The 19152-nt window shown below is 69.8% G+C and carries 22 protein-coding genes; 14 read left to right on the forward strand and 8 right to left on the reverse strand.

The features are described from left to right. Nucleotides 1-80: 80 nt before the first annotated feature. Nucleotides 81-470, forward strand: coding sequence for a nuclear transport factor 2 family protein (locus tag ABD798_RS29660; protein WP_344881996.1), 390 nt, complete (start codon nucleotides 81-83; stop codon nucleotides 468-470). On the opposite strand, the gene ABD798_RS29665 is transcribed toward ABD798_RS29660, so the two are convergent. Next, nucleotides 452-1696 (reverse strand): cytochrome P450, encoded by a 1245-nt coding sequence (locus ABD798_RS29665; protein ID WP_344881999.1) that lies wholly within the window; start codon nucleotides 1694-1696, stop codon nucleotides 452-454. The two genes, ABD798_RS29660 and ABD798_RS29665, sit on opposite strands and share 19 nt — an antisense overlap. Nucleotides 1697-1733: 37 nt before the next feature. Here ABD798_RS29665 and ABD798_RS29670 point away from each other — a divergent pair, with 37 nt between their 5' ends. The 4 genes from ABD798_RS29670 to ABD798_RS29685 all read left to right on the forward strand — a co-directional run bounded on the left by ABD798_RS29670 (nucleotide 1734) and on the right by ABD798_RS29685 (nucleotide 4492). Then, entirely contained in the window at nucleotides 1734-2894 is a 1161-nt protein-coding gene (locus ABD798_RS29670) for an 8-amino-7-oxononanoate synthase (RefSeq protein WP_344882002.1), read from the forward strand. A 128-nt stretch (nucleotides 2895-3022) separates the two neighbouring features. Beyond that, nucleotides 3023-3559, forward strand: a complete 537-nt coding sequence (folE, locus tag ABD798_RS29675) for a GTP cyclohydrolase I (protein ID WP_344882005.1) — start codon at nucleotides 3023-3025, stop codon at nucleotides 3557-3559. A 1-nt stretch (nucleotide 3560) separates the two neighbouring features. Then, nucleotides 3561-4094 (forward strand): DoxX family protein, encoded by a 534-nt coding sequence (locus ABD798_RS29680; RefSeq protein ID WP_344882008.1) that lies wholly within the window; start codon nucleotides 3561-3563, stop codon nucleotides 4092-4094. Then, on the forward strand, nucleotides 4091-4492 hold the full coding sequence (locus ABD798_RS29685) for an NUDIX domain-containing protein (RefSeq protein WP_344882011.1): 402 nt from the start codon (nucleotides 4091-4093) through the stop codon (nucleotides 4490-4492). The genes ABD798_RS29680 and ABD798_RS29685 overlap by 4 nt, the downstream gene beginning before the upstream one ends. On the opposite strand, the gene ABD798_RS29690 is transcribed toward ABD798_RS29685, so the two are convergent. After that, on the reverse strand, nucleotides 4482-5147 hold the full coding sequence (locus tag ABD798_RS29690; protein ID WP_344882014.1) for an esterase/lipase family protein: 666 nt from the start codon (nucleotides 5145-5147) through the stop codon (nucleotides 4482-4484). The genes ABD798_RS29685 and ABD798_RS29690 overlap by 11 nt on opposite strands. Nucleotides 5148-5383: 236 nt before the next feature. Between ABD798_RS29690 and ABD798_RS29695 the strand changes: the two genes are divergently transcribed. After that, a complete protein-coding gene (locus ABD798_RS29695) occupies nucleotides 5384-5962 on the forward strand; it encodes a TetR/AcrR family transcriptional regulator (RefSeq protein WP_344882016.1) in 579 nt (192 codons plus the stop codon). On the opposite strand, the gene ABD798_RS29700 is transcribed toward ABD798_RS29695, so the two are convergent. Then, complete coding sequence (locus ABD798_RS29700; RefSeq protein WP_425549291.1) at nucleotides 5922-7073, reverse strand: trans-sulfuration enzyme family protein; 1152 nt, start codon at nucleotides 7071-7073, stop codon at nucleotides 5922-5924. The two genes, ABD798_RS29695 and ABD798_RS29700, sit on opposite strands and share 41 nt — an antisense overlap. 60 nt (nucleotides 7074-7133) lie before the next feature. Between ABD798_RS29700 and ABD798_RS29705 the strand changes: the two genes are divergently transcribed. Continuing rightward, entirely contained in the window at nucleotides 7134-7601 is a 468-nt protein-coding gene (locus tag ABD798_RS29705) for an Lrp/AsnC family transcriptional regulator (RefSeq protein WP_344882020.1), read from the forward strand. A 275-nt stretch (nucleotides 7602-7876) separates the two neighbouring features. Here ABD798_RS29705 and ABD798_RS29710 read toward each other — a convergent pair whose 3' ends face one another. Further along, nucleotides 7877-8323 carry a GNAT family N-acetyltransferase gene (locus ABD798_RS29710; RefSeq protein ID WP_344882022.1) on the reverse strand — a complete coding sequence of 149 codons (447 nt, stop codon included), beginning with the start codon at nucleotides 8321-8323 and terminating at the stop codon, nucleotides 7877-7879. Nucleotides 8324-8503: 180 nt separating this feature from the next. On the opposite strand from ABD798_RS29710, the gene ABD798_RS29715 reads away from it, so the two are divergent. Beyond that, a complete protein-coding gene (locus tag ABD798_RS29715; RefSeq protein WP_344882025.1) occupies nucleotides 8504-9130 on the forward strand; it encodes a LysE family translocator in 627 nt (208 codons plus the stop codon). A gap of 81 nt (nucleotides 9131-9211) precedes the next feature. On the opposite strand, the gene ABD798_RS29720 is transcribed toward ABD798_RS29715, so the two are convergent. From ABD798_RS29720 to ABD798_RS29730, 3 genes are all read right to left on the reverse strand, one after another. Continuing rightward, entirely contained in the window at nucleotides 9212-10009 is a 798-nt protein-coding gene (locus ABD798_RS29720) for a S1 family peptidase (RefSeq protein WP_344882028.1), read from the reverse strand. Between the two features lie 264 nt (nucleotides 10010-10273). Next, the gene (locus ABD798_RS29725) at nucleotides 10274-11065 is read right to left on the reverse strand and encodes a S1 family peptidase (protein WP_344882031.1); all 792 of its coding nucleotides are present in this window, start codon (nucleotides 11063-11065) and stop codon (nucleotides 10274-10276) included. Between the two features lie 174 nt (nucleotides 11066-11239). Then, complete coding sequence (locus tag ABD798_RS29730; protein WP_344882034.1) at nucleotides 11240-12061, reverse strand: serine protease; 822 nt, start codon at nucleotides 12059-12061, stop codon at nucleotides 11240-11242. 367 nt (nucleotides 12062-12428) lie between these two features. On the opposite strand from ABD798_RS29730, the gene ABD798_RS29735 reads away from it, so the two are divergent. Beyond that, on the forward strand, nucleotides 12429-13112 hold the full coding sequence (locus ABD798_RS29735; protein ID WP_344882036.1) for a M15 family metallopeptidase: 684 nt from the start codon (nucleotides 12429-12431) through the stop codon (nucleotides 13110-13112). Nucleotides 13113-13145: 33 nt separating this feature from the next. Then, on the forward strand, nucleotides 13146-14360 hold the full coding sequence (locus tag ABD798_RS29740) for a serine hydrolase domain-containing protein (RefSeq protein WP_344882039.1): 1215 nt from the start codon (nucleotides 13146-13148) through the stop codon (nucleotides 14358-14360). Nucleotides 14361-14402: 42 nt separating this feature from the next. On the opposite strand, the gene ABD798_RS29745 is transcribed toward ABD798_RS29740, so the two are convergent. Then, nucleotides 14403-15461 carry a M48 family metallopeptidase gene (locus ABD798_RS29745; RefSeq protein ID WP_344882042.1) on the reverse strand — a complete coding sequence of 353 codons (1059 nt, stop codon included), beginning with the start codon at nucleotides 15459-15461 and terminating at the stop codon, nucleotides 14403-14405. 227 nt (nucleotides 15462-15688) lie between these two features. On the opposite strand from ABD798_RS29745, the gene ABD798_RS29750 reads away from it, so the two are divergent. The 4 genes from ABD798_RS29750 to ABD798_RS29765 all read left to right on the forward strand — a co-directional run bounded on the left by ABD798_RS29750 (nucleotide 15689) and on the right by ABD798_RS29765 (nucleotide 19100). After that, nucleotides 15689-16396: a TetR/AcrR family transcriptional regulator gene (locus tag ABD798_RS29750; RefSeq protein ID WP_344882045.1), complete on the forward strand. Its 708-nt coding sequence runs from the start codon at nucleotides 15689-15691 to the stop codon at nucleotides 16394-16396. 6 nt (nucleotides 16397-16402) lie between these two features. Further along, on the forward strand, nucleotides 16403-17668 hold the full coding sequence (locus ABD798_RS29755; protein ID WP_344882048.1) for a cytochrome P450: 1266 nt from the start codon (nucleotides 16403-16405) through the stop codon (nucleotides 17666-17668). Further along, nucleotides 17646-18605, forward strand: coding sequence for an alpha/beta hydrolase (locus ABD798_RS29760; protein WP_344882051.1), 960 nt, complete (start codon nucleotides 17646-17648; stop codon nucleotides 18603-18605). Before ABD798_RS29755 ends, ABD798_RS29760 begins: the two co-directional genes overlap by 23 nt. A gap of 294 nt (nucleotides 18606-18899) precedes the next feature. After that, a complete protein-coding gene (locus ABD798_RS29765; protein ID WP_086820593.1) occupies nucleotides 18900-19100 on the forward strand; it encodes a PspC domain-containing protein in 201 nt (66 codons plus the stop codon). The last annotated feature ends 52 nt before the right edge of the window (nucleotides 19101-19152 follow it).

Genomic DNA, 19152 nt, shown 5'->3' on the forward strand with positions numbered 1-19152 from the left:
CCCTCGCGTCGTCCCCGGCATCATCACACACAGTGGGAAAACGCCGCGACAGTCGGGAATCCCACTGCTACGCATGCCACATGGATACCGAAGACCCGCTTGCGGGGTCGAGCATCGATATGGACTTCGCTGAAGAATTCGCGCGTGACTGGGAAGACAGGTGGAACACCCACGACCTCGACCTGATCCTGGAGCACTACGCCGACGACGTGGTGTTCCACTCCCCCGTCGCGGCGCGGCTGCTCGGCGGTGACGGCAAGGTCGTCGGCAAGGCGGCGCTGCGCGAGTACTGGGAGAAGGGCCTGAAGTTCCTGCCGGAGCTGCACTTCGCCGTGGAGGGCGTGTACGTCGGCGTGGACACGATCGTGATCAACTACCGCAACGAGCGCGGGAACCTGGTCAACGAGATCCTGACCTTCAAGGACGGCAAGATCGTCTTCGGGCACGGGACCTACGCGCGAGCCACCTGAAGCCTCGTCGGCGCGCGGAAGGACAGCAGCCCCAGCATCGGCGGATCGGGCTCCAGCAGGCGGAGGTCGGGCAGTGCGCGGGCGACGGCGTCGAGCACCACGGCGGCCTCAGCGCGCGCCAGCCCGGCTCCGAGGCAGAAATGCCTGCCGTAACCGAAAGCCAGGTGCCGTCGCGCCTGGGCACGCCCCGGGCACAGCCGCGAGGGCTCGGCGAAGACCTCCGGATCGGAGCCGCTGCCCGCGAGCATCAGCAGCAGCTGGGCGCCCTCGGGCAGCTCCACACCGCTGAGGCTCGTCCCACGCGCGGTGATCCGCCGCCAGGTGATCACCGGGGGTTCGCGGCGCAGGATCTCCTCGACGCAGTCCGCCGCGAGGCCGTTCTCCCCGTCAGAGAGCCGTTTCCACAGTTCGGGGCGCTCGACGCAGCGGCGGATCAGTGTGCTGAGCAGCTGCGTCGTGGTCTCTTGTCCTGCGATCAACAAGAAGTAACAGACGCCGACCGCCTCGGCGACGCGCAGCGGGCGTTCTCCGGGTTTGCGGTGTGCCACAAGCGCTCCGAAGAGATCCTCTGGCGAGGGCTCAGCCGCCCTGACGCGCGCGGCGAGCCACTGGTGGAACTCCGCGGCTTCCTCGGCGAGCTGCCGTTGCCGGGCCGGATCGGGATTGCCCCAGAACAGCTCCAGAGAGGCGCGGCTCCAGGCCTTGAGAACCGGTAGATCGACTCCCTCGATGCCCAGAATGTCCAGCAGCACCAAGCACGGCAGGTCGCGGGCGATCAGCTCGACGAGATCGCACGAGCCGGTCTCCGCGAGCTGACGCCGAGCCTCGTCGAGCCCCGAAGCGACGAGCGCGCGGGTCAGCTCCATGGCGCGGTCGATCCGGGGCGGCGTGAGGAAGGACGCGACGACGCGGCGCAGGCCGGAGTGGCTGTCGGTGCCGTTGTTGGCCAAGGTCGGCGGCAGCGAGAACCCCGCCCGGGCAAGCATCCTGAGCGTCGGAACGGGCAGCGGCGTCACCGCCGTGAGCGCGTTGTCGGGCCGGAACACCTCGGGGTCGGCGAGCACCTCGCGGACGTCGGCGTAGCGGCTGACGAGCCACAGCCCGGTGCTCGGATCGCGCTGGACCGGGGCTTGCTCGCGCAGCTGGGCCAGCGGTTCTTCGGGCTCGGCGACGAAGCCGGGGTCGAACAGGTCGAACCCGATCCCCACATCCGCCGCCGCCCGCACGGGCACGACGGTAACCGGGCGATGCGAGACTGCCCGAGTGAGCTTGAGCACTGGAACCCACACGTTCGACTGGCTGGACACGCGTTCGGCCGCACGGGCGAAAGCCGGGCTGAGCCGGACGCTGCGGCCGAGGCCCGAGGTCGCGACCGTGCTCGACCTCGCGAGCAACGACTACCTCGGCCTGACCCGCGATCCCCGCGTCACGAAGGCCGCCGCCGACGCAGCGTTGCAGTGGGGCGCGGGCGCGACGGGCTCCCGCCTGGTCACCGGGACGACGGAGCTGCACGCCGAGCTGGAGGCCGAGCTGGCGGAGTTCTGCGGGTTCCCCGCCGCGCTGGTCTTCTCCACCGGCTACGCGGCGAACCTCGGCGTGATCGCGGCGCTCTCCGGTCCGGGAACGGTGCTGATCACCGACGAGCACAACCACGCTTCGCTGATCGACGGCGGGCGACTGTCCCGCGCGGAGACCGTTGTGGTGCCGCACCGCGACGTGGCGGCATTCCGGGACGCGCTGGCGAACCGCACGCGCAAGCGGGCGCTGGTGGTGACCGACTCGGTCTTCTCCGTGGACGGTGATCTGGCTCCGTTGGCTGAGCTGGCGGAGGCGTGCCGCGACCACGGCGCCGGGCTGGTCGTCGACGACGCGCACGGGCTCGGCGTGCTCGGCGCGGGCGGGGGAGCCGCTCTGACGGCCGGGCTCGCGGGTGAGCCGGACGTCGTCGTCACCACCACGCTCTCGAAATCCCTTGGGGCACAAGGCGGAGCAGTGCTGGCCTCCGAACGGGTGATCGCGCACTTGATCGACACCGCGCGCAGCTTCATCTTCGACACGGGCCTCGCGCCGAGCGCCGTCGGAGCCGCGCTCACCGCCCTCCGGATCATCCGCGCCGAGCCCGCCCTGCCCGGCCGAGCCCGTGCTGTCGCGCGCGAACTGGCTCAGCGCCTGGCCGACGCGGGGCTCTCGGCCAGCACTCCGGAGGCCGCCGTGGTCTCCGTGCGCGCCCCCTCGCCCGCCGAAGCCCTGGAGTGGTCGCTGCGCTGCCGGGCCGAGGGCGTCGCGGTCGGCTGCTTCCGCCCGCCGTCGGTCCCCGACCGCGTCTCCCGGCTCCGCCTGACCGCGCGCGCCGACCTCACGCCCTCGGAGATCAGCACCGCGGTCGAGGTGATCCTCGGTTCAAACCCCGCTTCCGGTATTTGAGTGCGGGCAGGTCGGGGGCCGGTTCGAGCGCTCCCCTCCATCACAGCTCCATCGCTGCTCCATCCGCGCCTTCCAAGATCGCCCCATTCGCCGGCCGCCGCCACGGCCGCATCGGGAAGGAACGCGTGATGACCACGATCGCTGAGTGGATCAAGTCCAACGTCACCGACGACGACCGCGCCGTGCGGTGGTTCGCGGAGCCGGAGTGCGAGGACCGCATCGTGCGGGCCTACCGCGAGCTGCTGGAGGGCTACTCGATCGACCCGTCGACCCTGCTCAAGACGACTCGCCCGGTCGAGGGCGACCACCAGGGCGTGGTCCGCGTGCACGAGATCAACTACTTCTCCATCTGCGCGCACCACTTCCTGCCGTTCTTCGGCAAGATCGACATCGCCTACGTGCCGGGCACCAAGATCATCGGTCTCGGCAAGTTCCCCCGGCTGGTCAACGCCTACGCCAAGCGCTTCCAGATCCAGGAGGACCTGGTCGCCGACATCGCCAGGGAGATCATGACCTCGGGCGGGGCGCGCGCGGTCCGCGTGCACTCCACCGGGCGCCACATGTGCATGTGCAGCAGGGGCCCCAGCGACCAGACCGTCGGCACCGACACCACCTACGTGCTCGGCGACCAGGCGCTGCTGGACTCCTACGGCATGCGGTCCTGACGTGAAGGCGCTGCTCACCCCGAAGGGGAACGAGAAGGCCGGCGACGTCGGGATGCTGGTGCTGCGCGCGGTGGTCGGCATCTTCATCGCGTTGCAGGGCGAGCAGAAGCTGTTCAACCTGCTGGGCGGAGGTGGGCTCGACGGGACCGCGGCGTTCTTCGCCTCGCGCGGGTACGCCCCGGCTTACCCGTTCGCCGTGGTCGCCGGGCTGACCGAGCTGGCCGGCGGGCTGATGCTGGCCGTGGGACTGCTCACCCCGCTCGCCTCGGCGGCGTTGGTGGGCGTCATGTCCAACGCGGTCGCGGTCACCCTGACCTCGGTCGGGTACTGGTCGAAGGACGGGGGTGCGGAGTACCCCATCGTGGTCGCGGTGATCGCGGTGTGCGTCGCCGCGATCGGCCCCGGCCGGTACTCCCTCGACCGGTCCCAGCCCTGGGCCTCGGGCGGAGCACGGCCCGCGCTCGTGGCCCTGGTGCTCGGGGTGGGCAGCGCCGCCGCGGTGCTGCTGTTCACCGGCCCGTTGGTCGGTTCGTGATCACCACGGCCGACGTGGTGGTCGTGGCTTCCCGCGCCGGACGGCGGCACGTGCTGCTGATCCGGCGCGGGAAACCGCCCTTCGTCGGGCACTGGGCGCTTCCCGGCGGGCACGTGCACGCCGGAGAGTCCACTGTGGACGCTGCGGTGCGCGAGCTCGCCGAGGAGACCGGTTTGCTCTGCGTCGCGAAGGAACTGCGGTGGGTCGGCGTGTACGACGCGCCCGGTCGCGATCCGCGCGGCCTCTACAAGAGCACCGCCTACCTCTTCGCACTGCCGGAACCCGTTCCGGTGCGCGGGTCCTCCGACGCGAAGGAGGCGGGGTGGTGGCCGTTGGCCGATCTGCCGAAGCTGGCCTTCGACCACCACGCCATCCTCATGGACGCGGTCAGGGCCTGAGGTACTTGATCGCCTCGGTGATCACGCGGTCGCCCTTGGGCATGTAAATGTGTTCGTAGCAGCCGACGTTCACGTTGGGCACGCCCGGGATCTTGACCTTGGACTCCGGCGCCATCAGGTCGCAGCTGGAGGACAGCGTCTGGTACTTCGTCGGCGCGGGCGCGGGGGTGGAGTCGTTGAGCGCCTTGAGCATCTTCGAGCCCGGCTTCATGTCCGCGCACGAGTCGAAGAGGAAGCCCGGGCAGAGCTTGGCCACCTCGGCGCCCTGGTTGACGCCACCGATGGACAGCCAGCGCTTGGTCTTGGCGGTGCCGCCGAGCGCCTTGACGTAGTGGCGCGTGGACAGCGAGCCCATGGAGTGCGCGACGATGTCGACCTTGGTGGCGCCGGTGGCGCTGAGCACCTGGTCGATCTTGCCCTTGAGCTGGTTCGCGGTGGTGAAGTTGGACTGCTTCCAGTCGTAGTCCCACCGGATGAGCTCGCGGTCGGCCCAGCCCGCCGCCTTGAACTTGTCGATCATCTCCGCGAACAGGACCGACGATCCCCCGCTGAAGCCGTGCACGAAGACCACCGGTGTCCGCCCGGCCGCCTGGGCGGAACCCGTGACCGACGCGGCGGCCAGCACGGCCACGAGCACCGACATCAACCTGCGCATGTGTGTCCCTTCGATCTGCCAGAGCAGCCGAAGCTAGCGAAGTTCGGCCCTGACCGAACCGGCCATCAAGAACTCTCACGCGGCCCGGCGAGCCCGTCGGCGAGGGAACGCGCGCGCCTTGCTCGCCGCACGGGCAAACCGGCTTCGCTGCACTCCGAGCGTGCCGTTCACGTTGTCGCGCAACCACGTTGGCCGCTCGTCCTACTTCTGACTACGCAGATCGGTATGGTCGAGGCGTGCCACGACCCAAGTCGGACTCCCGGGACAAGATCGTCGACAGCGCGCGCAAGCTGCTGCGCAGGCAGGGCTACCACGCGACCGGCCTCGCGCAGGTGATCGAGGACAGCGGCGCCCCGCGCGGTTCGCTGTACTTCCTGTTCCCCGGCGGCAAGGAGGAGCTGGCCGTCGCGGGGGTGCGCGAGTGCATCGGCGAGTGGGTCGAGCTGATCGGTAAGGCGCGTGCCATGAGCGCGACGCCGGAGGACTGGATCTCGTTGATGTGCAAGGGTTTCGCTGAGCAGCTGCGCGACTCCGACTTCACCGAGGGCTGCCCGATCACGACCGTGGTGCTGGACTCGGTGCCCACCTCCGAGCCGCTGACCGAGGCGTGCCGGGACGCGTACTCGGCCTGGCTGAGCGCGCTCGCCGAGGGGCTGGCGTCCTACGGCATCGAGCCGGAGCAGGCCGACGGCCTGGCGATGCTGATGCTGGTGAGCCTGGAAGGCGCGATGGTGCTGTGCCGCGCCTTCCAGTCCACCGAGCCGATGGAACGGGTCATCCCACAGGTGCTGGCACTGATCGAGCACCGGCGCTGACCGCGCTCCGCACCGCCGCGTCGAGGTCCGCCCACAGGTCGTCGACGTCCTCAAGGCCCACGGACATCCGCAGGAGCTGGTCGGAGACACCGCAACCGTGGCGGTCGGACTCCTCGACGATGCGGTGGCTGAGCGAGGCGGGGTGCTGGATGAGCGTGTCCACGCTGCCCAGGCTGACCGCCGGGGTCACCAGCCGGACGGCCGCGATCACCGCGTGCGGATCACCCTCGACCTCGAACGCCACCAACGGGCCGCCGAGTCGCGGGTAGTGCACGCGCCGGACTCCGGGGTGCGCGGCCAGCCGACCGGCCAGCTCGGCGGCGTTCGCCGACTGTGCCTTGATGCGCACGGGGAGCGTGGAAAGCCCGCGCAGCAACAGATATCCGGCGAGCGGGTGCAGCACTCCGCCCGTGACGATGCGGATCTGACGCAGCACGCGCGCGTAGGACTCGTCGCACGCCACGACGCCGCCGAGCACATCTCCGTGTCCGCCAAGGAACTTCGTCGCGCTGTGCAGCACGATCGAGGCTCCGAACTGGGCGGGGCGTTGCAGCACCGGAGTCGCGAAAGTGTTGTCCACCAACAAGGGCACCGACCCGCACGCGTCGGCCAGCGCACGCAGGTCGACCTCGCTCAGCGTCGGGTTGGCGGGCGTCTCGACGATCACCAGCCCGGTGTCCGGCCGGATCGCGGCGGCGACATCGGCGGGATCGGCCCAGGTCAGCTCGTTGCCGAGCAGGCCGGAGGCGATCAGGTGGTCACTGGTGCCGTACAGCGGGCGAACCGCGACCACGTGCGGCTTGCCCTGCGAGACCGCCGCGAGCAGGCAGGCGGAGAGGGCGGCCATCCCGCTGGCGAAGGAGACGGCGGCGGGCAGACCTTCGAGCGCGGCCAGCGCGGACTCGAAGCGGGCGACGGTCGGGTTCCCGAGGCGGCCGTAGATCGGCGCACCGGGCAGCTGCGCCCCTTCGGCGAAGGCGTCCAGGCGGAGCGCCTCCTCCCGGCTGTCCCGGGACGGGTAGGTCGTGGAGAGGTCGAGCGGCACGGCGTGAACGCCGAGGTCGACGAGGTCTTCGCGGCCCGCGTGGACGGCCGTTGTCTCCAGCTGCATGAGCAGCAGCGTCGAAGATCAGCCGGTTGCACGGCAAGCGATCCGGCTAGAATTCGGCGGATGACGCTGAACGTGCGCTTGGATCCGGTCGACCTCGACATCCTGCGAGTGCTCCAGAACGACGCACGGACCTCCAACAAGGAGCTGGCCGCCGCCGTCGGTGTCGCGCCGTCCACCTGCCTCGACCGGGTGAACCGGCTCCGCGAGGCGGGCGTGATCCTCGGCCAGGACCTCCGCGTCGACGCCGCCAAGCTCGGCAGGCCCCTGGAGGCGTTCCTGTCCGTTCGCGTCCAGCCCCACCGCCGCCCGCTCGTCGACCCGTTCGTGGAACACGTTCTGGCGCAACCGGAAACGCGCGCGCTCTACCACCTGACCGGCCCGGACGACTTTCTCGTGCACGTCGCCGCGCGCAGCGCCGCCGACCTCCAGCGCCTCGTGCTCGACGAGTTCACCGCGCGCACCGAGGTCGCGCTCGTGCACACCAACCTGATCTTCCAACACTGGCGCGGCGGCCCCCTCCTCCCCTGACCCGGCCTCGCACAGGGAAGCGCTCTTCATCCCGGGTTGAGCACGCAACGGAGTCTCGGCGCACCCGGCCCCCACGGGGTTCGCCGGTCTTCAAGACCCCACAACCCCCGCGCGAGCGGTCTCCAACCACCGCAAACCCCGCGCCACCAACGGGTTCACCACCGTTGACGACCGCCACAGCAGGGTTGCCGGTCTTCAAGACCCCGCAACCTCCGCGTCAGGAGCCACCACGTCCCCCCGAACGGGTCACCTCGCTGACGTACCCAATGTGGGGGTTAGGGGCGGTGCATGGGGACGTGAGGGATGCCGTCGTCGTCCATGAACTCGTCGCCGACCACGCGGTAGCCGAGCGAGGTGTAGAAACCGGCGACCTGGGTCTGGGCGTCGAGCACTGACGGCTGGTCGCCGATCTCCGTGAGCGCGGCTTCCATCAGCTCACGCGACAGGCCTTGTCCCCGCGCGGGCGCGGCGGTCACGACGCGGCCGATGCGCGCGGTGCCGTCGGGCTCGTCGAGCACGCGGACGTAGGCGAGCACGCCTTCGGGGGTCTCGCTCCACAGGTGCACGGTCGACGGCGTGAGGTCGCGGCCGTCGAGCTCCGGGTAGGCCGCTTTCTGCTCGACCACGAACACGTCCACCCGCAACCGCAGGATGCGGTACAGCTCCTCCGCGCTGAGCTCGTTCCCCGTCGCCCTGCGCTGGGTCCTCTCGGTCTTCGTCACGCGCACGTGCGTACCAGAGCCGAGCCGGAAGAACCAGTGTGACGTCCGGGTGACGTGGTGGAAAGCACGGTCAAAGCGTCAAGATTCCGCAAAATCTTCTGCTAATGTCGTCGAGGGCAAGAAATTTGCCTGCCTTGTGCCGGGATACCCGTCCGGTCGTCCACCAAGAGGGGGTGCGCCATGTCCGCCATCGACACCAGCCAGCTTCCGGTCTTCGTCATAGCCAGCGTGATCTTCGTGATCACCCCCGGGGTCGACGTCTTCCTCCTGCTGCGCACCTCCATGCGCACGGGGACGCGGGCGGGCCTGCTCACCCTCGCCGGGATCCACTCCGCGAGCCTGGTGCACGTGGCGCTCGTGGTCTCCGGCCTCGGCGTGGTGCTGGCCAGCAACCCGGGCGTGCTCACGGCGCTGCGCTGGCTCGGCGCCGCCTACCTGACCTACCTGGCCTTCGGCATCGCCAGGGACGTGTGGCGCTCGCGCGGCGGCCGGGTCGCAGACGCGGAAACCCCGCGCGGCAACGGCAATCCGTTCCGGCGGGGCTTCGTCTGCAACATCACCAACCCGAAGATGCTGCTGTTCTGCCTGGCGTTCCTGCCGCAGTTCATGGGCGCGGCGACCAGCCCGGTGCTCCAGCTCAGCCTGCTCGGCGTCGTGTTCCTGGCGCTCGCGGCGGCGTGGGAGACCGGCATCGTGCTCACCGCGGCGCGAGTCTCCGGCAAGCTCCAGCGCCCGGCGGTGCTGACCACGCTCGACGTGGTCTCAGCGACGGCCTTCCTGACCATGTCAGTAGGGCTCGTCGTTTAAGGGGGGAAAGCGAAGAGGCGAGGGCGGTTGCAGGGACCGTCCTCGCCTCTTCTTCTTGCTGTGCAACGAAACGCAGCGAAATTACGAGTTGATCTGAGCGGTCAGCACGGCGTGGTAGGGCGCGACCCTGGCGTAGACGCCGGGGTAGTTCGGCAGCGCGCAGCCACGGCCCCAGGAGACGACGCCGATCAGCTTGCCGCCGGCGACCATCGGGCCACCGGAGTCACCCTGGCAGCTGTCCTTGCCACCGGCCGGGATGCCCGCGCACACCATGGAGGTGTTGCTGTACTGCGGGTACGCGGTCTTGCAGGTGGCGTCGGAGGTCACCGGGACGTCGACCTTGAGCAGGTAGCGCGATGCCGAGCCGCCGGAGCTGGTGGTGCCCCAGCCGAGCACGGTGGAGTTGGTCCCGGCCGCGTAGAGCGCGGTGTCCTGCGGGGTGGCCAGCGGGAGCACGGCCGAGTTGACCGCGTTGGCCAGCGTCAGCACGGCGACGTCGTAACCGGCGGTCGCGGTGGTGTAGCTGGGGTGCACCCACACCTTGGAGACGTTGGTGACGGTGCCCGCGGTGCTCTGCTTGTCCTCGCGGCCGGAGACCACGCGGACGGCGGAGGCGGCGGTGCCCTTCACGCAGTGCGCGGCGGTGACGACCTTGGTCTTGGAGACGAGGGTGCCGCCGCAGAACTGGAAGCCGGAGGTGTTGGTCAGGAAGACCGTCCACGGGTACTGGCTGATGCTGGCCCGCGTGCCGCCCACGATCTGGGTCTGCGGGTCTCCGTTGTCGGCCGCGACGGCCGACGGGACGAACGAAAGCCCGATCGTCGACACGGCAACGGCCGCTCCGGCGAACCTAACCAGGCGACGCAGGGTTCCCGCCATGGTCGTGCTCCTCTCGCATGCCCCAGGCCCTCACCGGGGGTGAACACAATGCAAGCGGTCCGTGACGGAGTGGCACAACGGCCGTTAGATGTAGGCTGAACAGCTCAGCACTTGGGAAATGTTTCACCAAAACGGCCTGGAACAGCGGATTCGTCGGCAAAGCGGAGATTCTGCCGAACAAACCCCGGAACGGCGTCCGGCCCGGCGCACCCCCACTGGGAAGGGTGCTCCGGGCCGGAGCCGCAGGGTTACCAGGAGAACGGATCAGGACTTGATCTGCTCCTGGAGCACGTCGTTGTAGGCGGACACGCGGGCGTAGACACCGGGCTTCTTCGGCGCGGCGCAGCCCTCGCCCCAGGAGACGACGCCGATCAGCTTGCCGCCGCCGATCATCGGCCCACCGGAGTCACCCTGGCAGCTGTCCTTGCCGCCCTCGGGAACACCGGCGCACACCATGGAGGTGTTGCTGTACTGGGAGTACGCGGTCTTGCACGTCTCGTCCGAGGTGACCGGGACGTCGACCTTCAGCAGGTAGCGCGACGCGGCGCCGCCGGAGCTGGTGGTGCCCCAGCCGAGCACGGTGGAGGTCGCGCCCTCCTTGTAGAGGGCGGCGTCGGCGGAGGTGGCGAGCGGAGCCGCCGCCTGGGTCAGGTTCGAGCCCAGGGTCAGCACCGCCACGTCGAAGCCCGCGGTCGCCGTCGTGTACTGCGGGTGCACCCAGACCTTGGTCACGGTGGCGGTGGTGCCGTCCGTGGCCTGCTTGTCCTCGCGGCCCGCGACCACCTTGATGCTGTCGGCGGTCTTGCCCTTCACGCAGTGCGCGGCGGTGACGATCTTGTTCGCGGCCGCGACGGTGCCGCCGCAGAACTGGAAGTTCGAGTTGTTGGTCAGGAAGACCGTGTACGGGTGGTCGGCGATCTTCGCGCGCTCACCACCGACGATCTTCTGCTCCGGCGGGGTTGCCGCAGCGGCCACGGACAGCGAGGTGATCCCACAGGTGGCCACCGCGAGCGCGACCCCGACGGTTCTGGCCAGACGGTGCAGGGTTGCCGCCATCTTTGCCTCCCAATCGCGCATCTCAGCAGTTGTTCCCCGGATGGGTGACCCCCGGGGCTACACAGAGCAAACGCTTGGTGAGATCAAGAAACAACGGCTGTTCGAATTAGTCTATTCAGCCCAGTCGGATGGACCAGCCGCGAAGGACGGCACTGCTCCATTGGGGATCATGATTCAGAGCTGGGCACGCACCGTGTCCAAGTAGGTGGTCAGCCGCACGTAGACGCCGGGCTTGCCCGCCCTGGCGCAGCCGTCGCCCCACGAGGTCACGCCGACCACGACACCGCGCACGAGCAGCGGTCCGCCCGAGTCGCCCTGGCAGCTGTCGACCCGCCCGCCGTCGTAGCCCGCGCAGAACATCTTCTTCGGGTTGTACGAGCGGTAGGAGCGCGAGCAGGTCGCGTCCTCCATCACCGGCACGGTCGCCGACATGAGGTAGCGCGAGACCGAGCCGGTCTCGCTGGTGGCGCCCCAGCCCGCGACGACGGCCTCGGTGCCCGGCGCGTAGCTGGCGCGCTCGCCGGGAGCGACCAGGGTGGCGGTCGGTGCCAGGATCGGCGTCTCCAGGGTCAGAACGCCCAGGTCATCGCCTTCGAAGACGCTGCGGTAGGACGGGTGCTGCCAGGACTTCGAGCCCCGCGAGGACTGCCCGGCGCGGGTCTCGGTGTCCTCCCGGCCGGACACCACGGTGATGCCCGCCGCGGAGCGCTGGTCCACGCAGTGCGCGGCGGTCAACACCTTCGTCGGGGTGAGCAGGGCGCCGCCGCAGTAGAGGGAGCCGAGCCGGTCGACGAGGTAGACCAGGCCGGGGAACTGCCCCACCGCGGCGCGCTGCCCGCCGACGACGAAGGGGTCGGCGTGCACCTCCTCCACGGGCTCGTTCGCGGCGGCGAGGCCGACCACGACGGTGGGGACGAGCGCGGCCAGCGAGACGGCGGCGAGAGCGATCCCCAGCACTCGCCTGCGGGAACGGGTCGCTGCGGGCGGGGTCGACATGCGCGATCTCCTTGTCCATTTTCCGGCGTCCCAAACCACCGGATTCTTCAACGAGGTCCACTCGACTAGTCGGCGTACCGGCCACTGATCTAAATGGACGGCACCGAACGACGGGGCATCGGGGTGCCTCAAAGATCGTTTGGGCCGTTCGTGGGAAGCTGGTGGAGTGGCCGGTTTTTCACAGCGCCTTTCACAGAACGCGCTGACGCTGATGTGTGGAGCGGCCCTCGTCGCGGGCTGCTCAGCCCCTCCCGCTCCAGCAGCGCAGGCGCCGCTCACCAGCGCTTCCGCACCGACCACCACCACTTCGCCCACGACAACAGCGCCCATAACGACGACAACGGTGTCGCCGAAACCGTTGTGGCGCGTGGGCGCGCGGCCGTTGCCGAAGCGCCCGGACGGTTTCGGCGCGGTCCTGCCCACTCCACAGGAGCTCGTCAACCGCGCGTTGCCGACCACGGACGTGTTGCCCGCGCCGAAGGAGAACCGCTTCGCCTCCACGGTCAGCGCTGTCCCGGCCGACGTTCTGGCGCGCAGCACGTGGCAGCAGGGGTGCCCCGTGCGCAAGGAGGACCTGCGCTACCTGACGCTGTCGTTCTGGGGCTTCGACGGCCGCCAGCACACCGGCGAGCTGCTCGTGAACGCGAGCGCGGCGGACGCGATGGTCACGGTCTTCGGCAAGCTCTGGGCCGCGAAGTTCCCGTTGGAGGAGATGCGGATCTCCTCGCGCGCGGACCTCGACCGCGCTCCGACCGGCGACGGCAACAACACCTCGGCGTTCGTCTGCCGACCGGCGCGCGGACTGACCACCTGGTCGGCGCACGCGCTCGGCATCGCGGTGGACATCAACCCGTTCTGCAACCCGTACCTGCGCGGCGACCTCGTGCTGCCGGAGCTGGCGGGCGCTTACGTGAACCGCACCCGCCGCTCACCCGGAATGGTCTTCTCAGGCGACGTCGTCACGCGCGCGTTCTCCTCGGTCGGCTGGACCTGGGGCGGATCGTGGCGCTCACCGAAGGATCTGATGCACTTTTCGGCCAACGGCAAGTAGATACCGCGCCCTGCGGTGACTACGGTCGCGCGCATGCGGGGAAATCTAGCTCGGATCGGCGTCGCGGCCGTGCTCGCCACGGCGCTCAGCACGGGTGTCGCGAGCGCGGGTCAGCCGGCACTTGATCCTGTTGCGCTGCAAGCAAGTCTGACCAAGCTGCACGAGGCGGGGATGCCCGCCGTCTACGCCGCCGTGCGCGATGGCAAGCAGCACTGGCAAGGCGCCGCCGGAGTGTCCGAAGTAGACACAGAGGACACGAGGGTGCCCGCACGCGCGAACTTCGAGCACCGCATCGGCAGCGTCACCAAGCCGATGATCGCCACCGCCGTGCTCCAGCTGGTGGCAGCCAAGAAGATCGCGCTCGACGGACCGATCGGCGACTACCTTCCGGAGAACGTGCCGGGCGATCTGGGCCGCCGGGTGAGCGTGCGCATGCTGCTCAACCACACCAGCGGCATCGCCGACTTCGTCGCAGCGCTCTTCCCGAAGCCCGAGGACATCGAAGCGAACCGGTTGCGCGACTTCGACTCCGCCTCGCTCGTGCGCACCGCGCTGCCGCTGCCGCCGACCGGCGCGCCCGGGGAGCGGTGGAGCTACTCCAACACCAACTACCTCATCCTCGGCCTGCTGCTGACCAAGGTCACCAAGGCGGACTTCCGCGAGTACGTCGAGCGCAACGTGCTGCGCCCGGCGGGCATGGAGCGCACGTACTTCCCGCGCAAGGAAACGAAGATCCGTGGTCCGCACGCGAAGGCCTACGAGGAGCTGTACGGAGCCTTCGTGCCGCCCAAGGACTTCAGCGTCTACAAGATGACGTGGGCGGACGCGGCCGGTGAGATCATCGCTCCGATGGCTGACGTGGTCGCGTTCCACAAAGCCTTGCAGAGCGGCAAACTCCTCGCGCCCGCGCAGCTCGCGGAGATGAAGCGCACGGTGCCGATCCTCGCGCCCAACGGCACGAAGGTCGGCGAGTACGGCTTGGGGCTCAACGTCTACGCGCTGCCGTGCGGGCGGATCTGGGGCCACGACGGCGCTGTGTGGGGCATGGGCACGTTCAGCGGCTCGACCGAGGACGGCGGGCGCCAGCTCTCCGTCGGCACGAACCTGATGAAGTACCAGCGCATCGGCTCGGACGGGACGCTCAAGCCGCACCCCACCATCGACCCGGCCTACCTCGACGTGATCACGAAGGCCGCCTGCGGCAGCTCGACGCCGAGCCCGGCGAGCGCGCCGCGCACGACCGGCTGACACGGCACGGAGAAAAGGGGCGCTCCGGGAGCGCCCCTTTCCCTACTTCCCGTCGCCCGACGGGGGCCGGTCGTCCGGTCCGCCGGTGAACTTGCGCCAGACCTTGCCCGCCGTGCTGGACAGGGTCTCGCCGACCTCGTTGAGGACCTTGGCGAGCGGGTCGGCCGAGCTGGCGATGGCGTCCTTGTAGGACTTCGCCGCCGACTTGACGTCGTCGCGCCAGTTGGTGACGTCGTCGTTCTCCCTGCTGGGGTACTCCCCGGCCAGGATCGCCCGGTACTCCTCGCCCGCCGCCCACTTCTGCAGGTCGGCCGCGCGGACCACCGGCAGCGGGTCGAGCCGGTTGCTCAGGTGCAGCAGCTTGAGCACGCTGTCGCGCACGTCCGGGACCTTGTCGTAGTCCTCGGCCTGCTTGAGGTAGGCCTCGGTGTCGATCTCGTTGACGTCGATGCCACCGGAGAGCTTGATGTGCGTGCGCAGCGCGACCTCGGGGTCCTGCGCGCAGAGCAGGCCCGCGCGGTCGGCGGAGAGCTGGGCGCGGCGGTACCAGTCCTGCAGCGCGATGATGATCGCCCGCATGCCCCAGTAGCCGACCGGCATCCACGCGATGCCGGTGACCATGGAGATCAGCCTGCGCAGCACCGTGTAGTAGACGGCGTGACCGGAGAGGGCGTGACCCATCTCGTGGCCGATGACGAAGCGCAGCTCGTCCTCGTCGAGCAGCTCGATCAGGCCCGTGGTGATCACGATGAACGGCTCGTCCATGCCGATGGTCATCGCGTTGGCGTGCGGGTCCCGCGCGACGAAGACCTCCGGCGCGGGGTTGATGTCCAGCACCGCCGCGCACTCCACCCGCAGGCGGTGCACCGTCGGGTACTGGGTCTCGGTGACCTTGATCGAGGAGGCCAGCGAGAGCAGTCGCTCACTGCGCTCCCCGAGGGCACCGGAGATGGCCTTCAGCACCGCGGGGAACCCCGGGACGGCGCGCGCGGTCGCCAGCGCGCCGCGGTCCGCCGGGTGCTCGTACGCGCGCGGGCTGATGTTCGGAAACCGAACCCGGCCGGTCGCGGCGGGCGGTTGAGGCGGTTGGTTCACAGACACTCCCCGATCCTTGGTGTGCCATCGAGGCTAGACCGACCGGGCGACCGGCGAGATCGGTGAGAACCCTGATTCCGCCCCCGAACCCGCGATGACCAGCTCGGGGGCGTCGGCCCCACCCCCTGTGAGAGGCCGACACCCCCGTTGACTCCCCCGCTGCCCCATGCAATCTTGACCAGATTCCGTTTTCAGTCAAGCAGTCAAACAACCGTCATCGAGGTGGGAGAGCCGTGGCCGAACGCGCCGCCAGGGCGGAACGAGTCCTGGACGCGGCGGCCGAGCTGCTGCTGCGCTGGGGCTACCGCAGGACGACCGTCGACGACATCGCCAAGCGCGCCTGCATCGGCAAGGGCACCGTCTACCTGCACTGGCGCACCCGCGACGACCTGTTCCAGGCCGTGCTGGTGCGCGAGTCGGCCCGCTACCTGCGCACGTTGCTCGACGAGATCGCCGCCGACCCGGCCGCCGTGCTGCCGAACCGGATGGTGCGCATCGGCTACCTGGCGGTCATGAGCAGCCCCCTGATGCGAGCGATGCTGGTGGCCGACGAGGAGGTGCTCGGCTCGCTGGTCAGCCGCGACGGCAGCACGGTGCCCACGGCGGTGCTGATGCTGGAGCGCCAGGGCTACGACGACGCGATCGCGAACGGACGCCTGCTTCGGGGTGATCTCAGTCCGGAACTTGAGATCCAGGGGCTCACATGCACGATCATGGGGTTCTATCTGATCGACACGGCGGTGCCCGGTGGTTCCGGTATGGGGCTGGAGACCACGGCGGACGTGCTCGCGCACATCGTGCGCAACGCGTTCGAGACCAGGGACACGCCGTCCGAGGAGGAACTGACGAGGATCGCCGCGGACGTGACCGCCTTCTACGAACGGACCCACGCGCGCTGCGTGGACTTCGTGAACGGGGGGCCGGCAGCGACGCGGAACTGAGGAGGGGTGAGCTTCGTGGTCGAGGCGCTGGGAGCACGGCCGACGACGGCCGAGGGGGACCGGCACCGCGCGCTGCGCGATGCCGAGCCCGTCGCGCGGGACGTCGACTCCGGGCAGTGGATGGTCTACCGCTACGAGGACGCCGCGCGGGTGCTCACCGACCACGCCGCGTTCACCTCGGAATACGCCTCCTCCAGCGCGCTCGTCGCCCGGCTGCTCTCCGGGCGCGAATCCGTGGTGATCACTTCGGCGATGCACCGCGAGCTGCGGCGCACGGTCAGCCGCCGGTTCACGCCGGGCGTCGTGGCCGCGCTGGGCTCCAGGGTGCTGACGCTGACCACGGAGCTGCTCGACCGGGTCGCCGGGGACGATCGGATCGACCTCGCCACGGACCTCGCCTTCCCGCTGCCGGTGCGGGTGATCGCCGAGCTGCTCGGCGTGCCGCAGCAGGACCTCGACTCCGTGCTGCTGTGGGTGGACGCGTTGTGCGGCAACCCTCCTCAGCCCTCGGTCGTGCCCGCTCAACGCAGGGTCTCCGCCTGTGACGCGCGCTCCGAGCTGCTCGCCTACCTGTACGCGCACGTCGCCTCCTACCGCAGGACGACGCGCGCCGACCTGACCGCGGAGTTCCTCGGGACCGAGATCGACGGCCGGCTGCCCGACGACGACCAGGCGGTCGCGCTGCTGGGCCTGCTCCTGCTCTCCGGGCACCTCACCACGACCAGCCTGCTGGCCTCCACCGTGCTCTGCCTCGACGAGTTCGGCCAGGTCGGCGAGGAGGTGCGCGCCCGCCCCGAACTGCTCGCGCCGACGATCGAGGAGGTGCTGCGCTACAGCCCGCCGGTCTCCCGCGTGACGCGCAGGGCGAAGCTCGATCTGGACCTCGGCGGCCAGCGGATCGCGGCCGGGGAGCAGGTCGTGGTCGTCATGGACTCCGTGACCCAGGACGAGCACCGCTTCCCCGTCCCGGAACGCTTCGACATCCACCGCAAGACCACCTCGCGGCTGTCCACCGGCTACGGGCTGCCGTTCGGGCCGGGCTCCCCCGTCGCGCGGTTGCAGACGCGGATGGCCCTGGAACTGCTGCTGTGGCGCTACTGCGAGATCGCCGTCGACCGCGACGCCCTGCGTTCCCAGCGCATCGGGTGGATCACCGTGCCGACGTCGATGCCGCTGCGCGTGCGCTCGAAACGTGCCGTGCACAACGCCGAGGTGCCACCGCAGGGCGGTCAGGGGTCACACTTGTCGCGTGGACGTCGACATTCTCGGTGAGCCCTATCGGGTTCGAACGCTGCCCCTCGCCCCGACCCAGGACGGCGACGAGGTCGTCGCGACGCTGGTGCACCTCCCGGCCGATTCGCCGGGCAAGGGCGCGGTCCTGTACGTCCACGGCTGGTGCGACTACTTCTTCCAGGACCACCTCGCCCGGCACTTCGCCAGCCAGGGCTACGACTTCTACGCGGTGGACCTGCGGCGCTACGGACGCTCGATCCGCCCCGACCAGCTGCCGACCTACACCACGGACCTCACCGAGTACTTCGAGGAGATCGACGCCGCGATCGAGGTGATCCGCTCCGAGCACGGGCACCAGCGCCTGGTGCTGCTCGCGCACTCCACCGGCGGGCTGATCGCGCCGCTGTGGGCGCACGAGCACCGCGCGTCGAACCTCATCGACGCCCTGGTGCTGAACAGCCCGTGGCTGGACCTCGCCGAGCCGTGGCTCACCCGCACCGTCGGCACGGCGGTGAACAACGTGGTCGGCCGCTTCGCTCCCCGCCTGGTCGTGAAGCCCGGCCTCGCGCCGACCTACGGGCACAGCCTCAGCTCCACCCACCACGGCGAGTGGACCTACGACAACGCGTGGAAGCCGTCCGAGCACTTCCCCGTGCGCGCGGGCTGGCTGCGCGCGGTCCGGCTCGGCCACGCGCAGGTGCACAGAGGGCTGGACATCCGCGTTCCGGTGCTCGTCGAGCACTCCTCGCGCAGCCTGCTGCACCGCAAGAAGTGGGAGCCCGCGGCGATGACCGCCGACACCGTGCTGGACGTGGAGCAGATCGCGCGCTGGGCGCCCAAGCTCGGCCGCGACGTGACCACCGTGCCGATCGAGGACGGCATGCACGACCTCTTCCTCTCGCCGGAGCCGGTGCGGAACAAGGCCCTCGCCGAGATCGACTCCTGGCTGGCGCAGCGTCTAGGCCGTGTTTCGTAGGTCTCGTTCGATGAGGGCCGGGATCGAGGTCGTTCCTGGCAAGACGGCGGGAAGTCCGCGTACCGGTGTTGTACGTGGGCTTTCTGGCGGCGCCGCCAGGGGCGACCTCGGCCCGGCCATCGCGAACACGGACCTGCGAAACACGGCCTGCCCCTGAGGGCGGTGTTCCGGGATCGGGGTCGGATTCCGGGTGGACCCCGAGGTACCGATTGCGCGGAATGGGCAACCTGAAGTGGAGGAGCAATAGATCTTCAGAGATCCCCGCTCCGCCGCGACGCCCGGGAGGTAACGCAAATGTCCGCTCCGTACCGCACCCACCGACTCACCCGTTCCCGCGACAGCGTGTTCTTCGGCGTCGCTGGCGGCATCGCGGAGCGCTTCGGCTGGCGCCCCGGCGCCGTGCGCCTCGGCTTCGTGGTGTCCTGCGTGCTCCCCGGCCCGCAGGTGCTGTTGTACCTGGCACTGGCCCTGGTGCTGCCCAAGCCCGACCACTGACGCGAATTATTTACCCGCCATTTCGGACAATCACCGCAATCCCGCCGAACTC

The organism is Allokutzneria multivorans (genome assembly GCF_039537405.1).
In the GTDB taxonomy this organism is placed as follows: Bacteria; Actinomycetota; Actinomycetes; order Mycobacteriales; family Pseudonocardiaceae; genus Allokutzneria; species Allokutzneria multivorans.